General features: G+C 59.0%; 12 protein-coding genes. 5 read left to right on the forward strand and 7 right to left on the reverse strand.

From position 1 onward, the window contains the following. Positions 1-688: 688 nt before the first annotated feature. Positions 689-2,212, forward strand: a complete 1,524-nt coding sequence (locus QEZ52_RS13485) for a calcium-binding protein (RefSeq protein ID WP_406650482.1) — start codon at positions 689-691, stop codon at positions 2,210-2,212. Between the two features lie 213 nt (positions 2,213-2,425). On the opposite strand, the gene QEZ52_RS13490 is transcribed toward QEZ52_RS13485, so the two are convergent. Continuing rightward, a complete protein-coding gene (locus QEZ52_RS13490; RefSeq protein ID WP_406644887.1) occupies positions 2,426-3,001 on the reverse strand; it encodes a tetratricopeptide repeat protein in 576 nt (191 codons plus the stop codon). Positions 3,002-3,031: 30 nt separating this feature from the next. Then, entirely contained in the window at positions 3,032-3,514 is a 483-nt protein-coding gene (locus QEZ52_RS13495; RefSeq protein WP_406644888.1) for an Lrp/AsnC family transcriptional regulator, read from the reverse strand. 121 nt (positions 3,515-3,635) lie between these two features. On the opposite strand from QEZ52_RS13495, the gene putA reads away from it, so the two are divergent. Beyond that, entirely contained in the window at positions 3,636-7,037 is a 3,402-nt protein-coding gene (gene putA, locus QEZ52_RS13500; protein WP_406644890.1) for a bifunctional proline dehydrogenase/L-glutamate gamma-semialdehyde dehydrogenase PutA, read from the forward strand. Positions 7,038-7,174: 137 nt separating this feature from the next. Next, the gene (locus QEZ52_RS13505) at positions 7,175-7,948 is read left to right on the forward strand and encodes a rhomboid family intramembrane serine protease (protein ID WP_406644892.1); all 774 of its coding nucleotides are present in this window, start codon (positions 7,175-7,177) and stop codon (positions 7,946-7,948) included. Positions 7,949-7,963: 15 nt separating this feature from the next. On the opposite strand, the gene QEZ52_RS13510 is transcribed toward QEZ52_RS13505, so the two are convergent. Further along, positions 7,964-8,452 carry a PaaI family thioesterase gene (locus tag QEZ52_RS13510; protein WP_406644894.1) on the reverse strand — a complete coding sequence of 163 codons (489 nt, stop codon included), beginning with the start codon at positions 8,450-8,452 and terminating at the stop codon, positions 7,964-7,966. Between the two features lie 63 nt (positions 8,453-8,515). Beyond that, positions 8,516-9,382 (reverse strand): methylenetetrahydrofolate reductase, encoded by an 867-nt coding sequence (metF, locus tag QEZ52_RS13515; protein ID WP_406644895.1) that lies wholly within the window; start codon positions 9,380-9,382, stop codon positions 8,516-8,518. Positions 9,383-9,479: 97 nt separating this feature from the next. Between metF and QEZ52_RS13520 the strand changes: the two genes are divergently transcribed. Next, positions 9,480-10,385, forward strand: a complete 906-nt coding sequence (locus QEZ52_RS13520; RefSeq protein WP_406644896.1) for a LysR family transcriptional regulator — start codon at positions 9,480-9,482, stop codon at positions 10,383-10,385. Between the two features lie 121 nt (positions 10,386-10,506). On the opposite strand, the gene QEZ52_RS13525 is transcribed toward QEZ52_RS13520, so the two are convergent. Beyond that, entirely contained in the window at positions 10,507-11,547 is a 1,041-nt protein-coding gene (locus tag QEZ52_RS13525) for an NADP-dependent oxidoreductase (protein WP_406644897.1), read from the reverse strand. Between the two features lie 197 nt (positions 11,548-11,744). On the opposite strand from QEZ52_RS13525, the gene QEZ52_RS13530 reads away from it, so the two are divergent. Then, positions 11,745-12,530, forward strand: coding sequence for an inositol monophosphatase family protein (locus QEZ52_RS13530; RefSeq protein ID WP_406644898.1), 786 nt, complete (start codon positions 11,745-11,747; stop codon positions 12,528-12,530). Positions 12,531-12,739: 209 nt separating this feature from the next. Here QEZ52_RS13530 and QEZ52_RS13535 read toward each other — a convergent pair whose 3' ends face one another. Then, positions 12,740-13,813, reverse strand: a complete 1,074-nt coding sequence (locus QEZ52_RS13535) for a DUF2235 domain-containing protein (RefSeq protein ID WP_406644899.1) — start codon at positions 13,811-13,813, stop codon at positions 12,740-12,742. Then, on the reverse strand, positions 13,791-16,088 hold the full coding sequence (locus QEZ52_RS13540; RefSeq protein ID WP_406644900.1) for a xanthine dehydrogenase family protein molybdopterin-binding subunit: 2,298 nt from the start codon (positions 16,086-16,088) through the stop codon (positions 13,791-13,793). Before QEZ52_RS13540 ends, QEZ52_RS13535 begins: the two co-directional genes overlap by 23 nt. Between the last annotated feature and the right edge of the window lie 56 nt (positions 16,089-16,144).

Below are 16,144 nucleotides of genomic sequence, written 5' to 3' on the forward strand. Positions count from 1 at the left end.
CAGGCGTTTTTAAACACTGATCCTTCACTTCCTCCTTGGCGTGTATTAAATATAAACCGCAGGACCAATACAAAGACTGTATTTTACAACCAATTCTTAGGGCACGAAAAACATGACCAATCAATTGCTGATCACCCAAACGCTGGACGCAACGGATGCTCCGGAGTTCTCTCCGGAAACTGAGAGCTCCCGAGCAAGCGTGCAGGAAAGCAGCATTTTGGTTATGGATGACGGCTCCATGCTGAGCCTGGATTACGCCAGCGGGATTGCAGCTGTTTTTCAGGGGTTAAGCGGATCATTTCCTTTCCCCATGTTGGAATATCAAGCCCGCCATATCGGCACCGACGGATCCTTGATCTCAGAAACGGTGCTGATGACGCATGTAGAGTCAGGCACTGACATAACCAGACCCTCCCCGTTCTTACAGTTTCAATTGGATGCGAATGGAAACCCGTACATTTACGCAAATATGGACAGACTTTTGGGTTTTCGAGTCGGTGATGACTCTTACGGTTCTGAAATAAACATATTTTCAATTTCATCCACAGGTGAAGTTAGTGATCCCGTAGACCCCAGGGCTGAATTCAGCCGAATTGGGACAGATATGCCCTTGAGTGATGGAACAAGTGTTCGGCTGGCATTTCCGCAACCGGACCTATTTTTTGACTCGTGGGATTTTGCCTTGGAGATGCAGGTTTTTGATGCTGATGGCGAGCCGATTGGGGATGCGGTCAGCCCTGCGGGGGGGCTCCCGCGGGGCAACACCCATGGTGCCAGGGTCGACGAGGACGGCAATATCGTGATTTTGCGGTCCAGCCCGTCTGCCAGATTGATCGAATATGTCGTGGATACCAGTGGGGCGCTGATATCCAACGCGCTTGTTTATGCCCCGAAAGACGATCCATCGGCACATCAAATCAGCAACAATTCAAGTCGGGTTTTCCGCCCAGATGGTGGATATGTCGCCCTCAGCGGATCCATACTGCAGAACTACACCGCAGATGGCCGCCCCGACGGATTGGCAATCGATCTTGGTTATCCGTCGGGGTCGTCCATGTCACAAATGGCCCTTGGCAAAGGTGGTGATTTTTGGGTCCGATGGAACAGCCGGACAGCTGACAGCACTGATCAGGAGTTTACCGGGGGGTATGCCGCGTTCGAGATTATCATTCCGCGCAGTTTGACGGACGAGGCAGATCTGGAATTCCTGTCATCACCCGAGGCCGTTGATGGTGGCGCGGGCAATGATGTCATCCTGGGCAGCGACGGTGTCGACAGGCTGTTGGGGTCTGACGGAGACGACGTTCTGATGGGCGGCGCAGGCGATGATCTCATGCGTGGCGATGCAGGCAACGATATGTTGATTGGCGGCGACGGTGCCGCCGATACCGCGTTTTACCAGGGAGGCTGGCAGGACTACGATGTATTGGCAGAAGATGAACTGGTCTATATTTCCGGCACCGGTGCCGCGTCTGGTGACGGAACGGACAGGCTGTCAGGGATCGAACGTATCGTTTTCTCCGACATGGACGTCGAAGTTTCAGATTTCGTGACCCAATTTGGCACAGCGTTTTCCGGGACCGACGCAGATGATACATTTCATGGGACCAGCGGGAACAACCTTCTGTCCGGGCTGGCAGGTGATGACACCCTGAATGGCCGCGATGGCGTCGATACATTGTACGGTGGCGACGGCAATGACGTTTTGACCGGCGGCAGGTCGCCTGATGATCTGCACGACGAGATTCATGGCCAGGCTGGGAATGACATTCTTCGGGGCGGCTATGGCAATGACTTGGTTCTTGGCGGGGACGGAAACGACACAATAGACGGCGGCCGAGGCGTCGATACTGTGGCGGGTGGTACCGGGAATGACGCAGACCACGCGGAGCGCGTGGATCAGGAACCGAAGCAGGTCGGCCGGACCCGGATTGGGACGGCCGAACTGCCGATCGCAGGGCGTTCCACTCTGGGAAACGCAATCCTGTCCGGCGACGCAATGAATTTTGGTACGGGCGGTGGGAATCGAACCCACACGGGCTTTCGCCCCACGGATTTTCTTACCCGCTACGGTTTTCACCGCCACCCCGGTTTGGGGCGTTTGGGGTCTGGACTATCCCTTCACCATCACCGGATACGTCCGGTTTTAGGTGCTGCCCGTCTAGTCTCTACACCTTCCCCGGTTGGGGCTTGGCTCGGGATTGCCATTTGACAGGTTTCCCCGAATTTGAGCAGTTCTACGTCCGGCGTTTCCCCCGGCGCACTCAATGATCTAAGTCCGATGCGTCTACCGTTCCGCCACGCCCGCACACTGGTTTCACGTATACGGAGCCCGCGTCTGGCTGCAAGCAGAAATCCGAATTTTCCGGGGAAAACAAACACCACTGCGACCGGGGTCCGCGACACGAACCCAATGTGGCCTGGGTCACAGATCCGTGCCCTTGGGGGCCAGTGGACCGCCTGGCGCAGCCAAGCCCCGCTCGGGGAGCCAGGGGTTCATCTCCAATGCGCGTCCCAACGCATCACGGGCTGCATCCAATTGCCCAAGCGCATAGAGCGAGAGTGCCTTGCCACTGAGCGCCGCGATGTGATCCGGCGACAATTGCAGTGCGCGATCCAAATCCACCACAGCTGTCCTGAAATCCTGTCGCAGGTAATTTACAAAGGCCCGCTGATTGTACCCTTCGGCGTATTCTGGGCAGTAATCAACGAGGATATCGAACTCCTGCAAGGCCCCAGCCAAATCAAATGCTGCCCGTTTCTGCATCCCGCGATCCAGAATGGCCTGGGCCTGTTCATTGGGTGCATCGGCCCAGAATTCCCACATCTGATTAGAGATCACGCGCGCATCGCCTTCGTTGTCGGCCGCCTGAACCTGTTCAATCAACCCCTGAACGGATTGGCTGTGATCCGGGGGCGGCGGACAGGTCTCGGCCTCCACGACGGACGCCGAAACGGCAGACAGGATGAGCGGGGCATATGCAAAACGAAACCAGGCCATACCCCGATCCTGTGCCATATGGCACAGTAATCAAATCACGTTTTCGAGCGCCCCCAGCGCCCCATCTTCCTTGACCGCCTGCATCGCCACAAATGTCGACGTTGATGCAACATGTGGCAGCGATGAAATCCGTTCGGCCAATACCGCGCGATAGGCCGCCATCGACCGGGTCCGTACCTTGAGCAGATAGTCGAAATTCGATGCAATCATATGGGCTTGCTCGATCTCTGGCACCTTGATGATCGCCGCATTGAACGCCGACAACGCGGCTTCGCGGGTGTCGTCCAGCTTGACCTCGACAAAGGCCACGTGATCCAGCCCCATTCGGATCGGATCAATCAACGCCCGATATCCCGTGATCACGCCATCAGCCTCAAGGCGGCGCAACCGGGTTTGGGTCGGGGATTTTGAAAGACCAATGCGCCGTGCCAGATCGGCAATCGAAATTCGCCCGTCCTCGGCCAGAATCTCCAGAATCGCACGATCAAAACGGTCCAGATCAGAAATGCCCATTTGGCCTCCAAATTGCAAAAACTTCGGTCGATTGTCCCGAGATTACGCTTCTTTTGGCCGATTGTCCCGAGATTTTCCCGGTATTCTTCTCAAAACACGCATCCTGCAAGGACGACCTCAGATGACCGACACATTGCGCCACCGGATTGACGCCGGAACCTATGGGGACCAAAGCACGCTGCTGGCCCAGCTGATCGCAACCGCTAATCTGTCTGACAACGACCGCGGCACAATTTGTAGCGCCGCGGCCGCGCTGGTGCGCGACATTCGCGATCACACCGCCCCGGGCATGATGGAGGTGTTCCTGGCCGAATATGGCCTGTCGACCGACGAGGGCATTGCCCTGATGTGCCTGGCCGAAGCGCTGCTGCGGGTGCCCGATGCCGATACGATCGACGCGCTGATCGAAGACAAGATCGCCCCGTCGGATTGGGGCAAACATCTGGGACATTCCTCCTCTTCGTTGGTCAATGCCTCGACCTGGGCGTTGATGCTGACCGGCAAGGTTCTGGATGAAGCAAAACCGTCACCGGTCAGCGCCCTGCGCAACGCCATCAAACGGGTGGGTGAACCTGTGATCCGTACCGCCGTCAGCCGCGCAATGAAGGAAATGGGTCGCCAGTTCGTTCTGGGGGAAACCATTACCGCAGCGATGACGCGCGCCAAGGGGATGGAGGCCAAAGGCTATACCTATTCCTACGACATGCTGGGCGAAGCCGCCCGCACCGAAGCCGACGCCGCCCGCTATCACCTGTCCTATTCCCGCGCGATTTCGTCGATTGCCGATGGCTGTGTACATAAAGATATTCGTGCAAACCCCGGTATTTCCGTAAAACTCTCGGCATTGCATCCGCGATATGAGCTGGCACAAGAGGCCCGGGTCATGGACGAACTGGTCCCGCGGTTGCGCGCGCTGGCATTGCTGGCCAAAGCGGCGGGCATGGGGTTGAACATCGATGCCGAAGAGGCAGATCGCCTGTCGCTGTCGCTGGATGTGATCAATGCCGTCATCGGAGATCCCGCGCTGAAAGGGTGGGACGGATTGGGCGTAGTGGTTCAGGCCTATGGGCCCCGCGCCGGGCTGACGATTGATGCGCTGTATGACATGGCCACACGGTTTGATCGCAAGATCATGGTGCGACTGGTCAAAGGAGCCTATTGGGACACCGAAATCAAACGCGCTCAGGTCGAAGGCATGGATGCCTTTCCCGTCTTTACCTCCAAGGCGGTAACAGACGTGTCCTATATCGCCAACGCGCGCAAGTTGCTGGACCGAACCGACCGGATTTACCCCCAATTCGCAACGCATAACGCCCACACCGTCAGCGCCATCCTGCATATGGCCAAGGACGGGCAACCCTTTGAATTCCAGCGCCTGCATGGAATGGGGGAAACGCTGCACCAGATGGTGCTGGAGCGCAACAAGACGCGCTGTCGGATCTATGCCCCTGTTGGCGCTCATCGTGACCTGCTGGCCTATCTGGTGCGTCGCCTGCTGGAAAATGGTGCCAACAGTTCGTTTGTGAACCAGATTGTCGACGAAGATGTCTCGCCCCAGATCGTCGCGGCCGATCCCTTTGTCACGGCGCTGGCCCCCGCCCCCGAGATACCGACAGGCACCGACCTGTTTGCTCCGGAACGCCCCAACTCCAAAGGCTTTGACCTTAAGCACACGCCCACGCTCGAAACGATTGACTCCGCCCGGACCCCATGGCGGACCGACATCTGGCAGGCCTCTCCACGGTTGGCCGAGGCCGCCTCGCCCGAGGCTGCGGTGGTCGTGAGCAACCCAGCTGACGGCACCCTCGTGGGCCAGGCCGCCCAGGCGAGCCTTGCCGATGTCGAAGTCGCGCTGGCGTCGGCCCAACCCTGGGACGCACCAGCGTCCGAACGCGCCGCTGCCTTGAACCGCGCGGCCGACCTCTACGAGGAGAACTTTGGCCAGATCTTTGCCCTGTTGGCGCGCGAGGCCGGAAAATCCCAGATGGACGCCGTAGCCGAGCTGCGCGAAGCGGTGGATTTTCTCCGCTACTACGCGGCCCGCATCCCGGATGCCAATCCAGCGGGCGTGTTCACCTGCATTTCCCCCTGGAATTTCCCTTTGGCAATCTTTTCGGGTCAGATCGCTGCTGCGCTGGCCACAGGCAATGCAGTGCTGGCCAAACCCGCGCCGCAAACGCCGCTGATTGCCGATTTTGCCATCTCGCTACTGCATCAGGCCGGTGTCCCGCGTGACGCCTTGCAGCTGCTGCCCGGCGGACCACAAGTGGGTGCCGCGCTGACGTCGGATTCGCGTGTGAATGGCGTTGCCTTTACCGGCTCCACTGCCACAGCAATGAAAATCCGGGCCGCCATGGCTGAAAATCTGCGCCCCGGCTCACCGCTGATTGCCGAGACTGGCGGGCTCAACGCGATGATCGTCGATTCCACGGCGCTGCCCGAACAGGCTGTGCAATCCATCGTGGAAAGCGCCTTTCAATCCGCTGGCCAGCGCTGTTCAGCGCTGCGCTGTCTCTATCTTCAGGAAGACATCGCCGAAGACGTTCTGGAAATGCTCCAGGGTGCCATGGATGCGCTGGTCATTGGCGATCCCTGGCATCTGTCGACGGATGTGGGGCCGGTGATTGATGAAGCTGCGCGCGCAGGCATCGCCGCCCATATCGATGCTGCCCGCGCCGATGGACGCCTGTTAAAGCAGATGGCCATCCCAGAGACCGGGACCTTTGTTGCACCAACCCTGATCGGAGTTCCCGGCATCACCGCGCTGGACCGTGAAATCTTTGGTCCGGTGCTGCATGTGGCCCGTTTCAAGTCGCACGAACTGGATCAGGTGATCGCCGACATCAATGCCACCGGCTATGGGCTGACCTTTGGTTTGCACACCCGGATCGATGATCGGGTCCAACATGTAACCGAGGCCGTGCATGCAGGGAACCTCTATGTGAACCGCAACCAGATTGGTGCCATTGTCGGATCTCAACCTTTTGGCGGAGAGGGGCTTTCCGGTACTGGACCAAAGGCCGGCGGACCCAATTATCTGGCCCGTTTCTGCGCCCCGGATCGGCAAAAAGCAGACGAGGATTGGGCCGGTGCCCTTGCCGAACTGCCAGGCGAAACCGGCACTCCGGCCCGGCCGCACACCCAATCGCTGCCCGGACCAACAGGCGAATCCAACCGTCTGACTGTGTCACCCCGCGCACCGCTGTTATGCCTTGGCCCTGGCCCCAAAGCTGTCAGTGCCCAGGCCCATGCGGTGCTGGGCCACGGCGGCACCGCCATTCAGGCGGCGGGGATGTTTGATCTGCACCGGTTGGAGCATATCCAGGGCATCTCTGGCGTCCTGTGGTGGGGAGACGCAGCGACAGGGCGTGAAATCGAACAGATTTTGGCCCGGCGTCCCGGGCCGATCCTTCCGATGATCCCCGGTCTACCGGACCGGGCACGTGTCCTGGCAGAACGCCATACCTGCGTCGATACCACCGCGGCCGGTGGCAATGCCGCGCTGTTGGGCGGTTTGGACTGACAGAATCGGGGCACTCCCGCCCGTCGAACCGGCTTTGAAAAAGCCCGCTCGCCCGTTGGGCCACGCCGCGCGCAGGTATACCTGCGCGCGGCGGTTGTCCTCTTGACCTCCTTCAGAAATCAGATCAGCGTCGGGGCATGTTTCCAATTCGCGATCACAACCCGTCCGGGCGAACGCCCTATGTTGTCTACACCCTGATGGCGGCCAATATTCTGGCCTTTGTCGGCTATTTTGGGCTGTCCGACGATGCCCGTCTGCTGAACCAGTTCTATTTCGACTATGCCATCATTCCTGCCCGCATCACGGATGGTGGCGGGTTCGAAACCCTCTTTACGTCGGTCTTTATCCACGGCGGGATCATGCATCTGGCAGGGAACATGCTGTTTCTGTGGATCTTTGGCGATAATATGGAAGACGAGATGGGACATGTGCCCTTTCTTGTCTTTTACCTGGTCTCCGGTCTGGGGGCCGGATTACTGCATGTCGCAGCTGCCCCATTATCGACAGTACCAACAGTCGGAGCCTCGGGCGCGATAGCCGGTGTGATGGGGGGCTATCTGTTGCTGTTCCCCAAGGCCAAAGTCGATATTCTGATCATCCTGATCGTCTTCTTTCGCATCATTCCAATCCCGGCTTGGGTCATGTTGGGGCTATGGTTGGGGATGCAGTTCATTGGCGGGCTGGGCTCGGACCCGGATACGGGTGGCGTTGCCTATTGGGCCCATGCCGGTGGATTTGCGGTCGGGCTGATCCTGACCGTTCCCCTGTGGCTGAAACGCGGCGGCCCCGCTTTTTGGAGCGAGACCCACGGGCATCCGCCCCACCCCGAACCCAACTATCGGCTCAACGCGACACGTATTCCCCGGATAGGGCGCAGATCCGAACGCAAGCCAGGTCCCTGGGGGCGATAGATGCAAGTGCAGCCATCAGGATTTGGTTGCGAGGTTCATCACCATGCAGGTGGTCGACCCGGTTGCATACAGCTTGCCATCCGACACTCCGCGGATTTCGCCATGGGCCACGCCGGTTGATCGCCCCACGTGATCGACCACACCGACACAGTCTATTTCAGTCCCAAGCGGGATCGAACGCAGGATATTAATCTTGTATTCCAATGTCGTATAGGCCGATCCTCGGGGAACACCGGTCATCACAGCACAGGCCATGGCGCTATCCAACAGCGTTCCATACCAACCGCCGTGAACCGTGCCCATCGGGTTCGTCACATCAAATTCCGGGGTGCCTCGGAACACCACCCGCCCCGCGTCAACCGCATGCAAACGATATCCCATGACCCGCGAAATCGGCGGGGCCGGCAGCCGCCCCTCCAGAATTCCCTGCATGAATTCCAACCCCGACAGTTTCAGGACATCGTCCATCTTGAGAAGGTCATCAGGTGATTTGGCGTCCAGCATAGGTCAGTCCCTTTGAGATCAATTCAAAGGGACCGTAAAAACCGCTCGGAACCGGAACAAGCCTTACGCCACGTTCTCGAGAGAAACCTGAGGCACCACACCCAGCGCATGACAGACATCGCGGGTCAGTTCGGGCCGGTTCAACGTATAAAAATGCAACTTGTCGACGCCCCCTTCGATCAGGTCACTGCACAATTCCGTGCACAACGCCGTCGCCAACAGATCTTCGCGATTGTCGCGGACCGCCTTGCCAAAGGCTTCTTCGACCCAGGACGGAATGACTGTCCCGCAGCGGATCGCAAAATTGCGCGCCCCCTTCCAGTTTTCGATCGGCAGAATGCCCGGCGTTATCGCATGATCAATCCCGGCCTTGGCACATTTGTCGCGGAACCGGAAATAGGTCTCGGCTTCGAAAAAGAACTGGGTCAAAGCCTCGGTCGCCCCAGCATCAATCTTGCGTTTCAGCCAATCGACATCCGCGCTCTGGCTGGCGGCCTCGGGGTGGCGATCCGGATACGCACCAACCTTGATATTGAAGCGTCCGGTTGCGGCCAGAGCCTCGATCAGCGCGACCGAATTGGCGAACCCCTCGGGATGCGGCTGAAAGGCCCCCTGCCCCTTGGGTGGATCACCGCGCAAAGCGACAATGTCGCTCACGCCAGCCTGAGCAAATTGATCTGCGATGGCCAAGGTTTCGGCCTTGGACGCATTCACACAGGTCAGATGTGCCGCAACATTCAACCCCGATGACTTATGCAGTGTCGCCACCGCATCACGAGTCAGATCCCGCGTGGTGCCGCCTGCCCCATACGTGACCGACACAAACCGCGGATCCATCGGCGCCAGAACCTGTACCGTGTCCCACAGGCGGAACGACGCTTCCAGGTTTTGCGGCGGAAAGAACTCGAACGAAATCTGCGGCGTACGCATCGGATGGATCTCCTGATTAGATTTCAGCCCTTGTTGCACACGCAGCATTGTGAAACAATTTCATAATATTCAAGAACAACATGAGCGAACCTAAAGGATGCATATCGAATTCCGTCACCTCCGGACGATCAAGGCCATTCACGAAGCCGGTGGTCTGGCCCGGGCGGCAGATCAGCTGAACATCACCCAAAGCGCGTTGAGCCATCAGATCAAAGGGCTGGAAGATCAGGCAGGTGTGGAATTGTTCCTGCGTCGCTCCAAACCGATGAAACTGTCACCAGCCGGGTTGCGGCTGTTGCGACTGGCAGATCAGGTGTTGCCCCAGGTCGAAGCCATGCAAGCCGAATTCACGTCGCTGCGCGATGGCAACACGGGTCGGATGCATATTGCCATCGAATGCCATGCCTGTTTCGAATGGCTGTTCCCCGTGCTCGAGGCCTTTCGCAAGAATTGGATCGATGTGGATGTGGACATCCGCCCCGGCCTGGCCTTTGACGCGCTGCCAGCGCTTCAGAAAGAGGAAGTGGATCTGGTCGTTTCCTCCGATCCAATCGACCTCCCGGGTGTTTCCTTTATTGAACTCTTTGACTATGCGCCGGTTTTTGTGGCGGCGTCACAGCACCCGCTGGCCGCCAAACCCTATGTTGATGCGGCTGACTTTGCCGGGGAAACACTGATCACTTACCCCGTGGAAAAGAGCCGGCTGGATGTCTTCAGTCAGTTGCTGACCCCGGCAGGGGTCGAGCCGGGTGCAATCCGGCAGGTGGAACTGACAGCGGTGATCCTGCTGCTGGTGGCCTCCAACCGTGGTGTGTCCGTGTTGCCGGACTGGGTGGTGCGCGAGATCAAATACAGCTCTGATTATGTCACCCGACCGCTCACCGAAACCGGGATCACCCGGCGTCTCTATGCGGCGATCAGGTCCGACGATCTGGAAAAGCCTTACATGCAAGAATTGATGCGACTGGCCAAGATCGAAGCGCGCAAACTGCAAAAAAAGTAAAGTCGGATCTCACAATGGTAGGTGCCCCCACCCCCTCTACTGCATGTGGACCGGCTCGTCCGTTTTGAAACATGCAAGGCGGGTGGTGGGTGCTTGTCCCCACCACCCAACCGGCTAGCGTTTAGACAAGCTTGACGATCTGTTTGCCGGTATTGCCACCGGTCAACATCGACATGAAGGCCGCAGGCGCATTCTCCAGGCCCTCCGCAATATCCTCCAGGAACCGAACTTCGCCCTTTGCGACCATCGGCCCGACCTCTTTCAGAAACTCCGGATAGCGGTCAAAGTGGTTCGAGATGATGAATCCGTTCACCGAGAGGTATTTCACCAGAATGTTGCGCCAAATCGCGGGGGCCGGCATCACCCCGTCGGTGGCATCGGCACCCAGCCCGCCGGCGTTATACCAGCTGATCATGCCACAAATCGGAATCCGACCAAATGGGTTCATCAGCGGCATGATCGCCTCCAGAACCTTGCCGCCAACATTTTCAAAATAGATGTCGATCCCATCCGGGCAGGCATCCTTGAGGGCAACCCGCAGATCCCGCGCCGTGTCATAGGCCCTGTGATCAAGACAGGCATCAAACCCGAATGTCTCAACCGCCAACGCACATTTTTCTGCGCCCCCGGCGATACCGACAACGCGCAATCCTGCGTGTTTCGCCAACTGCCCGACCATCGACCCAACCGGGCCCGTTGCGGCAGCGACCACCAGCGTTTCACCCGCCTTGGGTCGGCCATACGCGTTCAAGCCATGCCACCCGGTAAACCCCGGCATGCCCATAACGCCGAGCGCAGCAGTAATGGGCCCCATTTTTGGATCCAGCTTTTGCAACTGGTTGGCCGGCAGAACCCCATGAGAGGCCCAGCCGAACATACCAAAGGCAAAATCACCCGGTTCAAAGGCAGAGCTCTTTGACGCGATCACCTGGCCCACTGCCCCGCCTTCCATTGGCCCCCCGACCGGCACGGGTGCAGCATAGGATTTGGCATCATCCATCCGGCCGCGCATATAGGGATCCAGCGACATATAATGCACTTTTACCAGAACCTCGCCGTCTGCCGGTGTCGGCATCGCCACCTGTTCTAGACGAAAGTTCTCGGCCACCGGTGCCCCATCCGGGCGGCTCGCCAGAACAATGTGCTGCATCTGTTCACTCATCAGGTTCTCCATTCGCGACTTTGATCAACGGGTTCTTTTCCAACTCAATCTGAACTGTGTAGTTCAGTTGTCGCTTTGGCAAGAGCAAGGCCAGAGTGACCAAACGGCACGACCCCCGGCACAGTCTGACACAACCCCCCTTGGCAAGCGCGAGAGTGCGGCGTATATGCGCCCCTTGACCGAACAGGAGCCCCCAAATGATTGGCAGTGCGAATCTCAACATCATGATCAAGGCCGCCCGCAAAGCAGGCCGGTCCCTGGTCAAAGATTTCCGCGAAGTGGAAAATCTGCAGGTGTCGACCAAGGGGGCTGGCGACTTTGTCACAAAAGCCGATATTGCCGCGGAAAAAATCCTGCGCGACGAATTGTTGAACGCGCGCCCGACCTATGGCTGGATTGCCGAGGAAGGTGGCGAGATCGCGGGCAAGGACCCGACCCGGCGCTGGATCGTTGATCCGCTGGATGGCACCACCAATTTCCTGCACGGGCTGCCCCATTGGGCGGTGTCCATCGCGTTGGAACACAAGGGCCAGATCGTGGCCGGTGTGGTTTTTGACGCGGCCAAGGACGAAATGTATTTTGCCGAAAAGGGCGCTGGTGCCTGGATGAACGAATCCCGGATCCGGGTTTCAGGTCGCCACCGGATGATCGAGAGCATTTTTGCAACCGGTCTGCCCTTTGCCGGACGTGCCGATCTGCCGTTGACGCTCCAGGATCTGGCCCGTTTGATGCCCGCCTGTGCCGGTGTGCGTCGCTGGGGCTCTGCGGCGCTGGACATGGCTTATGTGGCGGCTGGTCGTTACGAAGGTTTCTGGGAACGCCGCCTGAATTCCTGGGATCTGGCGGCCGGGGTCATCATCGTGCGCGAAGCCGGTGGTCTGGTTCAGCCGTTGGATACCAATGGCGACATTCTCACGGATGGCGAAGTGATCTGCGCCAACGAACCGGTTTTTGAAACCTTCGCCAAGATCATTCGCGGCTGACAGCTTTTTCATCCCGAAAACTGAACAGGGCGCACCAAACGGTTGCGCCCTTTTGTTTGTCATCTGCTCAGACCTCCCACCCGGTTAAGGCTGATCGTTGGCTTGTAAGCCAGTCGATCCTGGGTGCGATTTCGCTTTGCGAAACATGTACCGGGTCGGGGGGTACCGCGGTCCCCGTCGCAGCGAACACCGACCATGACAGGGTCGTTTCAGGCACCATTTGATCTGGCAAACGGCAAGGACCAGCTTTTGCTTTCGGCCGGTTCCGGAACCGTGTCATGAAAACACTCGCTTGGTGTTGCACCAACCTTTCGCTTTTTGCGCATCAAAAAGATCTTGCCCCATCCCTGCCATGTGCCGACAGACGGTGCCTTTGGATCTACGGCATAGCGGTCCCGCCACCCCGTGGGCAACGGCAGGCCGCAGGTTTCCGCCTTGTCCAGCATCCAAACCAATGAGACGTTCGACAAGGGCCGGGCCGCTTCAAACCCGCTCAGCTGACCGCCAACATCGCCATGCGCGCCGGGGAACCACATTTGTTCAACACGCCCGACCCAACCTTCGGGGCAATCCCACAGGACCGGATCGAACACTTCGCGCGTCTCATCCAAGGCCAATGCGTGATATCCCGCCTTGATCGACGGGCCCAGCATGTGATTGTGAAAAGCGTGTCGCAGTTCGGCCCAGCGCCACAGCACCGGAAGCCGCAGGCCCAGCGCCTTGACCGTATCCCAGACCCCGATCATTTCGATCTCGATCTGGTCGTGGCAATATGCTTGCGCAAATTCACGGGCATAGTGCCCTTCGGGTGCGCATTCGTAATGGCGGTAAGCCGTGCGGATGTTGCGCACGGTTGCATGTTCCGCGCGTACCAGCCCCACCATGTCGATCACCCCAGCCAGAGATCGCACCGCATAGGCACCCCGCGAATACCCCATTAGGTAGATTCTGTCGCCGGGCCGATACCGAGATGCAAGGTAACCATAGGCGCGGCGGATCTGTCGGTTCAATCCGCGCCCCATCAACACATCCAGCGTCGAGCGCCAGTCGGTCCATTGGATCCCGGCCTCGTAAAACACTGACACCTGCGGTCCCATTTCGCACAGCAGTCGATAGGTCTGCCCGGCGTGGGTTTCATGCCCGGGCTCCAGCGTCGACATGGTCCCATCCAATATGATCACATGGGTCAGCGGCCCGCGCACTTTGACTTCGGGGGAATGTTCGGACCGCAACGGTCGCCCAAGCCATCCCAGAAAACGTTTAGCCAGCCGCGGTATCTGCATCCCTCAACAATTCCCAAACTCTGAGCGGAGTGAACGGCATATCGGCCTGCCGGACCCCGCGGGTCCAAAGAGCATCCTGAACCGCGTTGGCGACAGCAGCCAGCGCGCCAACTGTCCCGGCTTCGCCGCAGCCTTTCATGCCCATCGGATTGGTGGTCGAGGGCACCGGTTCGGATATAAAATCAATCATGGGGGCGTCGCTCGCACGCGGCAAGGCATAGTCCATGAACGATGCCGTGAGCAATTGTCCCGTCTCATCGAAGACCACATGCTCCATCATCGCCTGACCCAGCCCCTGAACAACCCCGCCGTGCACCTGCCCCTCGGCAAGCAACGGGTTGATAAGATTACCAAAATCATCAACCACAGTATACCGATCCACACGGGAATGTCCAGTTTCGGGATCAATCACAACCTCTGTGATGTGGGCACCGTTGGGATAAGAGCGCCCGGGCAGCTTGGCCCGCGCCGCATGGGACAACAGATCGCTGCGTCCCCGTGTACGGGCCAGGTCGGCGGCCTCGATCAGTGTGGGGGTCAGATTCGACCCCGGTGCCCGGAATGTTTCGCCATCAAAACGGATCTCGCTGTCCGCGACCCCCATCTCGTCAGCCAGAAACGGGGTAAAGGCGGCAATCATCACATCCACCGCCGCCAATGTCGCATGGGTCTGAACCGTGACTGACCGCGATCCACCGGTGCCGCCGCCCTGTTCAATCCGGTCACTGTCGCCCTGAACCACGTGGATCAGGTGGGCGGGGATGCCGGTCTGGTCGCTCAGGAACTGGGCATAGACTGTTTCATGCCCCTGTCCGTTGCTTTGGGTCCCAACATAGATGCTCACTGTGCCATCCTCGTGAAATTCGACGGTCGCGCCTTCCGAAGGATCGCCCAGAATACTTTCAATATAGTAACAGCTGCCAATCCCCCGCATCAGGCCACGGTCTGCATCGGCGTCCCGCCGCGCGGCAAACCCTGCCAGGTCGGCCGTGTCGGTGATCCGTGTCACCAGCCGATCAAAATCACCCACGTCATAGCTCTCTCCCGTGGCTGTGGCATAGGGGAACGCCTCGGGGCGGATGAAATTGCGCTGCCTCAGCTCCCAGGGATCAATCCCCAATTCACGCGCAGCCCGGTCCATTGCGCGTTCCAGCACATAGATCGCTTCGGGCCGCCCAGCGCCGCGATAGGCGTCCACCTGTGTGGTGTTGGTGTAGATACCGCTTACCTGCATCCATGTGGTCTGAATGTCATAGACCCCGGTCAGAACCCGGCTGAACAGCTGGGTCTGTATGGCCTGGGCAAAATGCGAATTATAGGCTCCCATATTGGCCCTTGTACTAACCCGATAGGCGGTGATCTTCAGATCCGCATCAAAGGCCAGTTCGGCCAACGACACCAGATCACGTCCACCATTGTCGCTGAGCATCGCTTCGGAGCGATCCGACATCCAGCGTACCGGCCTGCCCAGCGCGCGGGCAGCATGAGCGACACAGAAGTATTCAGGATAGGGCATCGCCTTCATGCCAAAGCCGCCCCCCACATCGGGCGTCATGACATGCAGAGCCTCGGGCTTCAGCCCCAATTTCTCGGACAGTTGCGTCTTCATTCCCCAGACGCCTTGCCCGCCATACGTAAAGTGCAGCCGGTCCCCATCCCAATCAGCAAAACAGCCGCGCGGCTCCATTGCGTTTACGATGATCCTGTTGTCCCCGACCTCCAACGCAACCCGATGCGTGGCCATATCAAAGGCAGCCTGCGTGGCCCCTTCGTCTCCCAACCCCCAGTCAAAGGCGATATTGCCGGGCGCTTCGGGATGAATGACGTCGCCGCCGCCCATCAGGTCCAGCTTGACCGGCAGATCCTCTATGTCCAGCCAGATCAGCTCGGCCGCATCCCGCGCCTGGTCCAGGGTCTCGGCGATGACCATCACGATGGGTTCCCCGACATAACGCACCCGATCCCGCGCCAGCATCGGCCGTTCCGGTGCCGCGCCCTTTGATCCATCCCGGTTCTTGACCGTTGTGCCGCTCATCCCCACGTCAATCCCCGCCGCCTCCAGATCTGCGAGGGTCAGGATCATCTGAACGCCATCGGCCTGCCGGGCATCGTCCAAATCCAGTGCGGTAATCACCCCATGTGCCACGGGGCTGCGCAGCACATGGGCATATAACGCCTTTGCCGGAGCAACATCATCCACATAGCGCCCCTGCCCAGTCAGAAACCGCGTGTCTTCGACCCGTGTGACCGGCTGGCTCTTGCCGAATTTTTCCATGCTGCGCTCCTGATTGCGGGAAACCGTCGCATGGGACGTTAGTCTTCGGTCAATGG

The sequence above is a fragment of the Aliisedimentitalea scapharcae genome (genome assembly GCF_045277565.1).
Taxonomy (GTDB): Bacteria; Pseudomonadota; Alphaproteobacteria; order Rhodobacterales; family Rhodobacteraceae; genus Aliisedimentitalea; species Aliisedimentitalea scapharcae.

Coding starts and splice junctions, on each gene's coding strand:
- QEZ52_RS13485 (WP_406650482.1), top strand. CDS start 689: ATGCAGGTTTTTGATGCTGATGGCGAGCCGATTGGGGATGCGGTCAGC.
- QEZ52_RS13490 (WP_406644887.1), bottom strand. CDS start 3,001: ATGGCCTGGTTTCGTTTTGCATATGCCCCGCTCATCCTGTCTGCCGTT.
- QEZ52_RS13495 (WP_406644888.1), bottom strand. CDS start 3,514: ATGGGCATTTCTGATCTGGACCGTTTTGATCGTGCGATTCTGGAGATT.
- putA (WP_406644890.1), top strand. CDS start 3,636: ATGACCGACACATTGCGCCACCGGATTGACGCCGGAACCTATGGGGAC.
- QEZ52_RS13505 (WP_406644892.1), top strand. CDS start 7,175: ATGTTTCCAATTCGCGATCACAACCCGTCCGGGCGAACGCCCTATGTT.
- QEZ52_RS13510 (WP_406644894.1), bottom strand. CDS start 8,452: ATGCTGGACGCCAAATCACCTGATGACCTTCTCAAGATGGACGATGTC.
- metF (WP_406644895.1), bottom strand. CDS start 9,382: ATGCGTACGCCGCAGATTTCGTTCGAGTTCTTTCCGCCGCAAAACCTG.
- QEZ52_RS13520 (WP_406644896.1), top strand. CDS start 9,480: ATGCATATCGAATTCCGTCACCTCCGGACGATCAAGGCCATTCACGAA.
- QEZ52_RS13525 (WP_406644897.1), bottom strand. CDS start 11,547: ATGAGTGAACAGATGCAGCACATTGTTCTGGCGAGCCGCCCGGATGGG.
- QEZ52_RS13530 (WP_406644898.1), top strand. CDS start 11,745: ATGATTGGCAGTGCGAATCTCAACATCATGATCAAGGCCGCCCGCAAA.
- QEZ52_RS13535 (WP_406644899.1), bottom strand. CDS start 13,813: ATGCAGATACCGCGGCTGGCTAAACGTTTTCTGGGATGGCTTGGGCGA.
- QEZ52_RS13540 (WP_406644900.1), bottom strand. CDS start 16,088: ATGGAAAAATTCGGCAAGAGCCAGCCGGTCACACGGGTCGAAGACACG.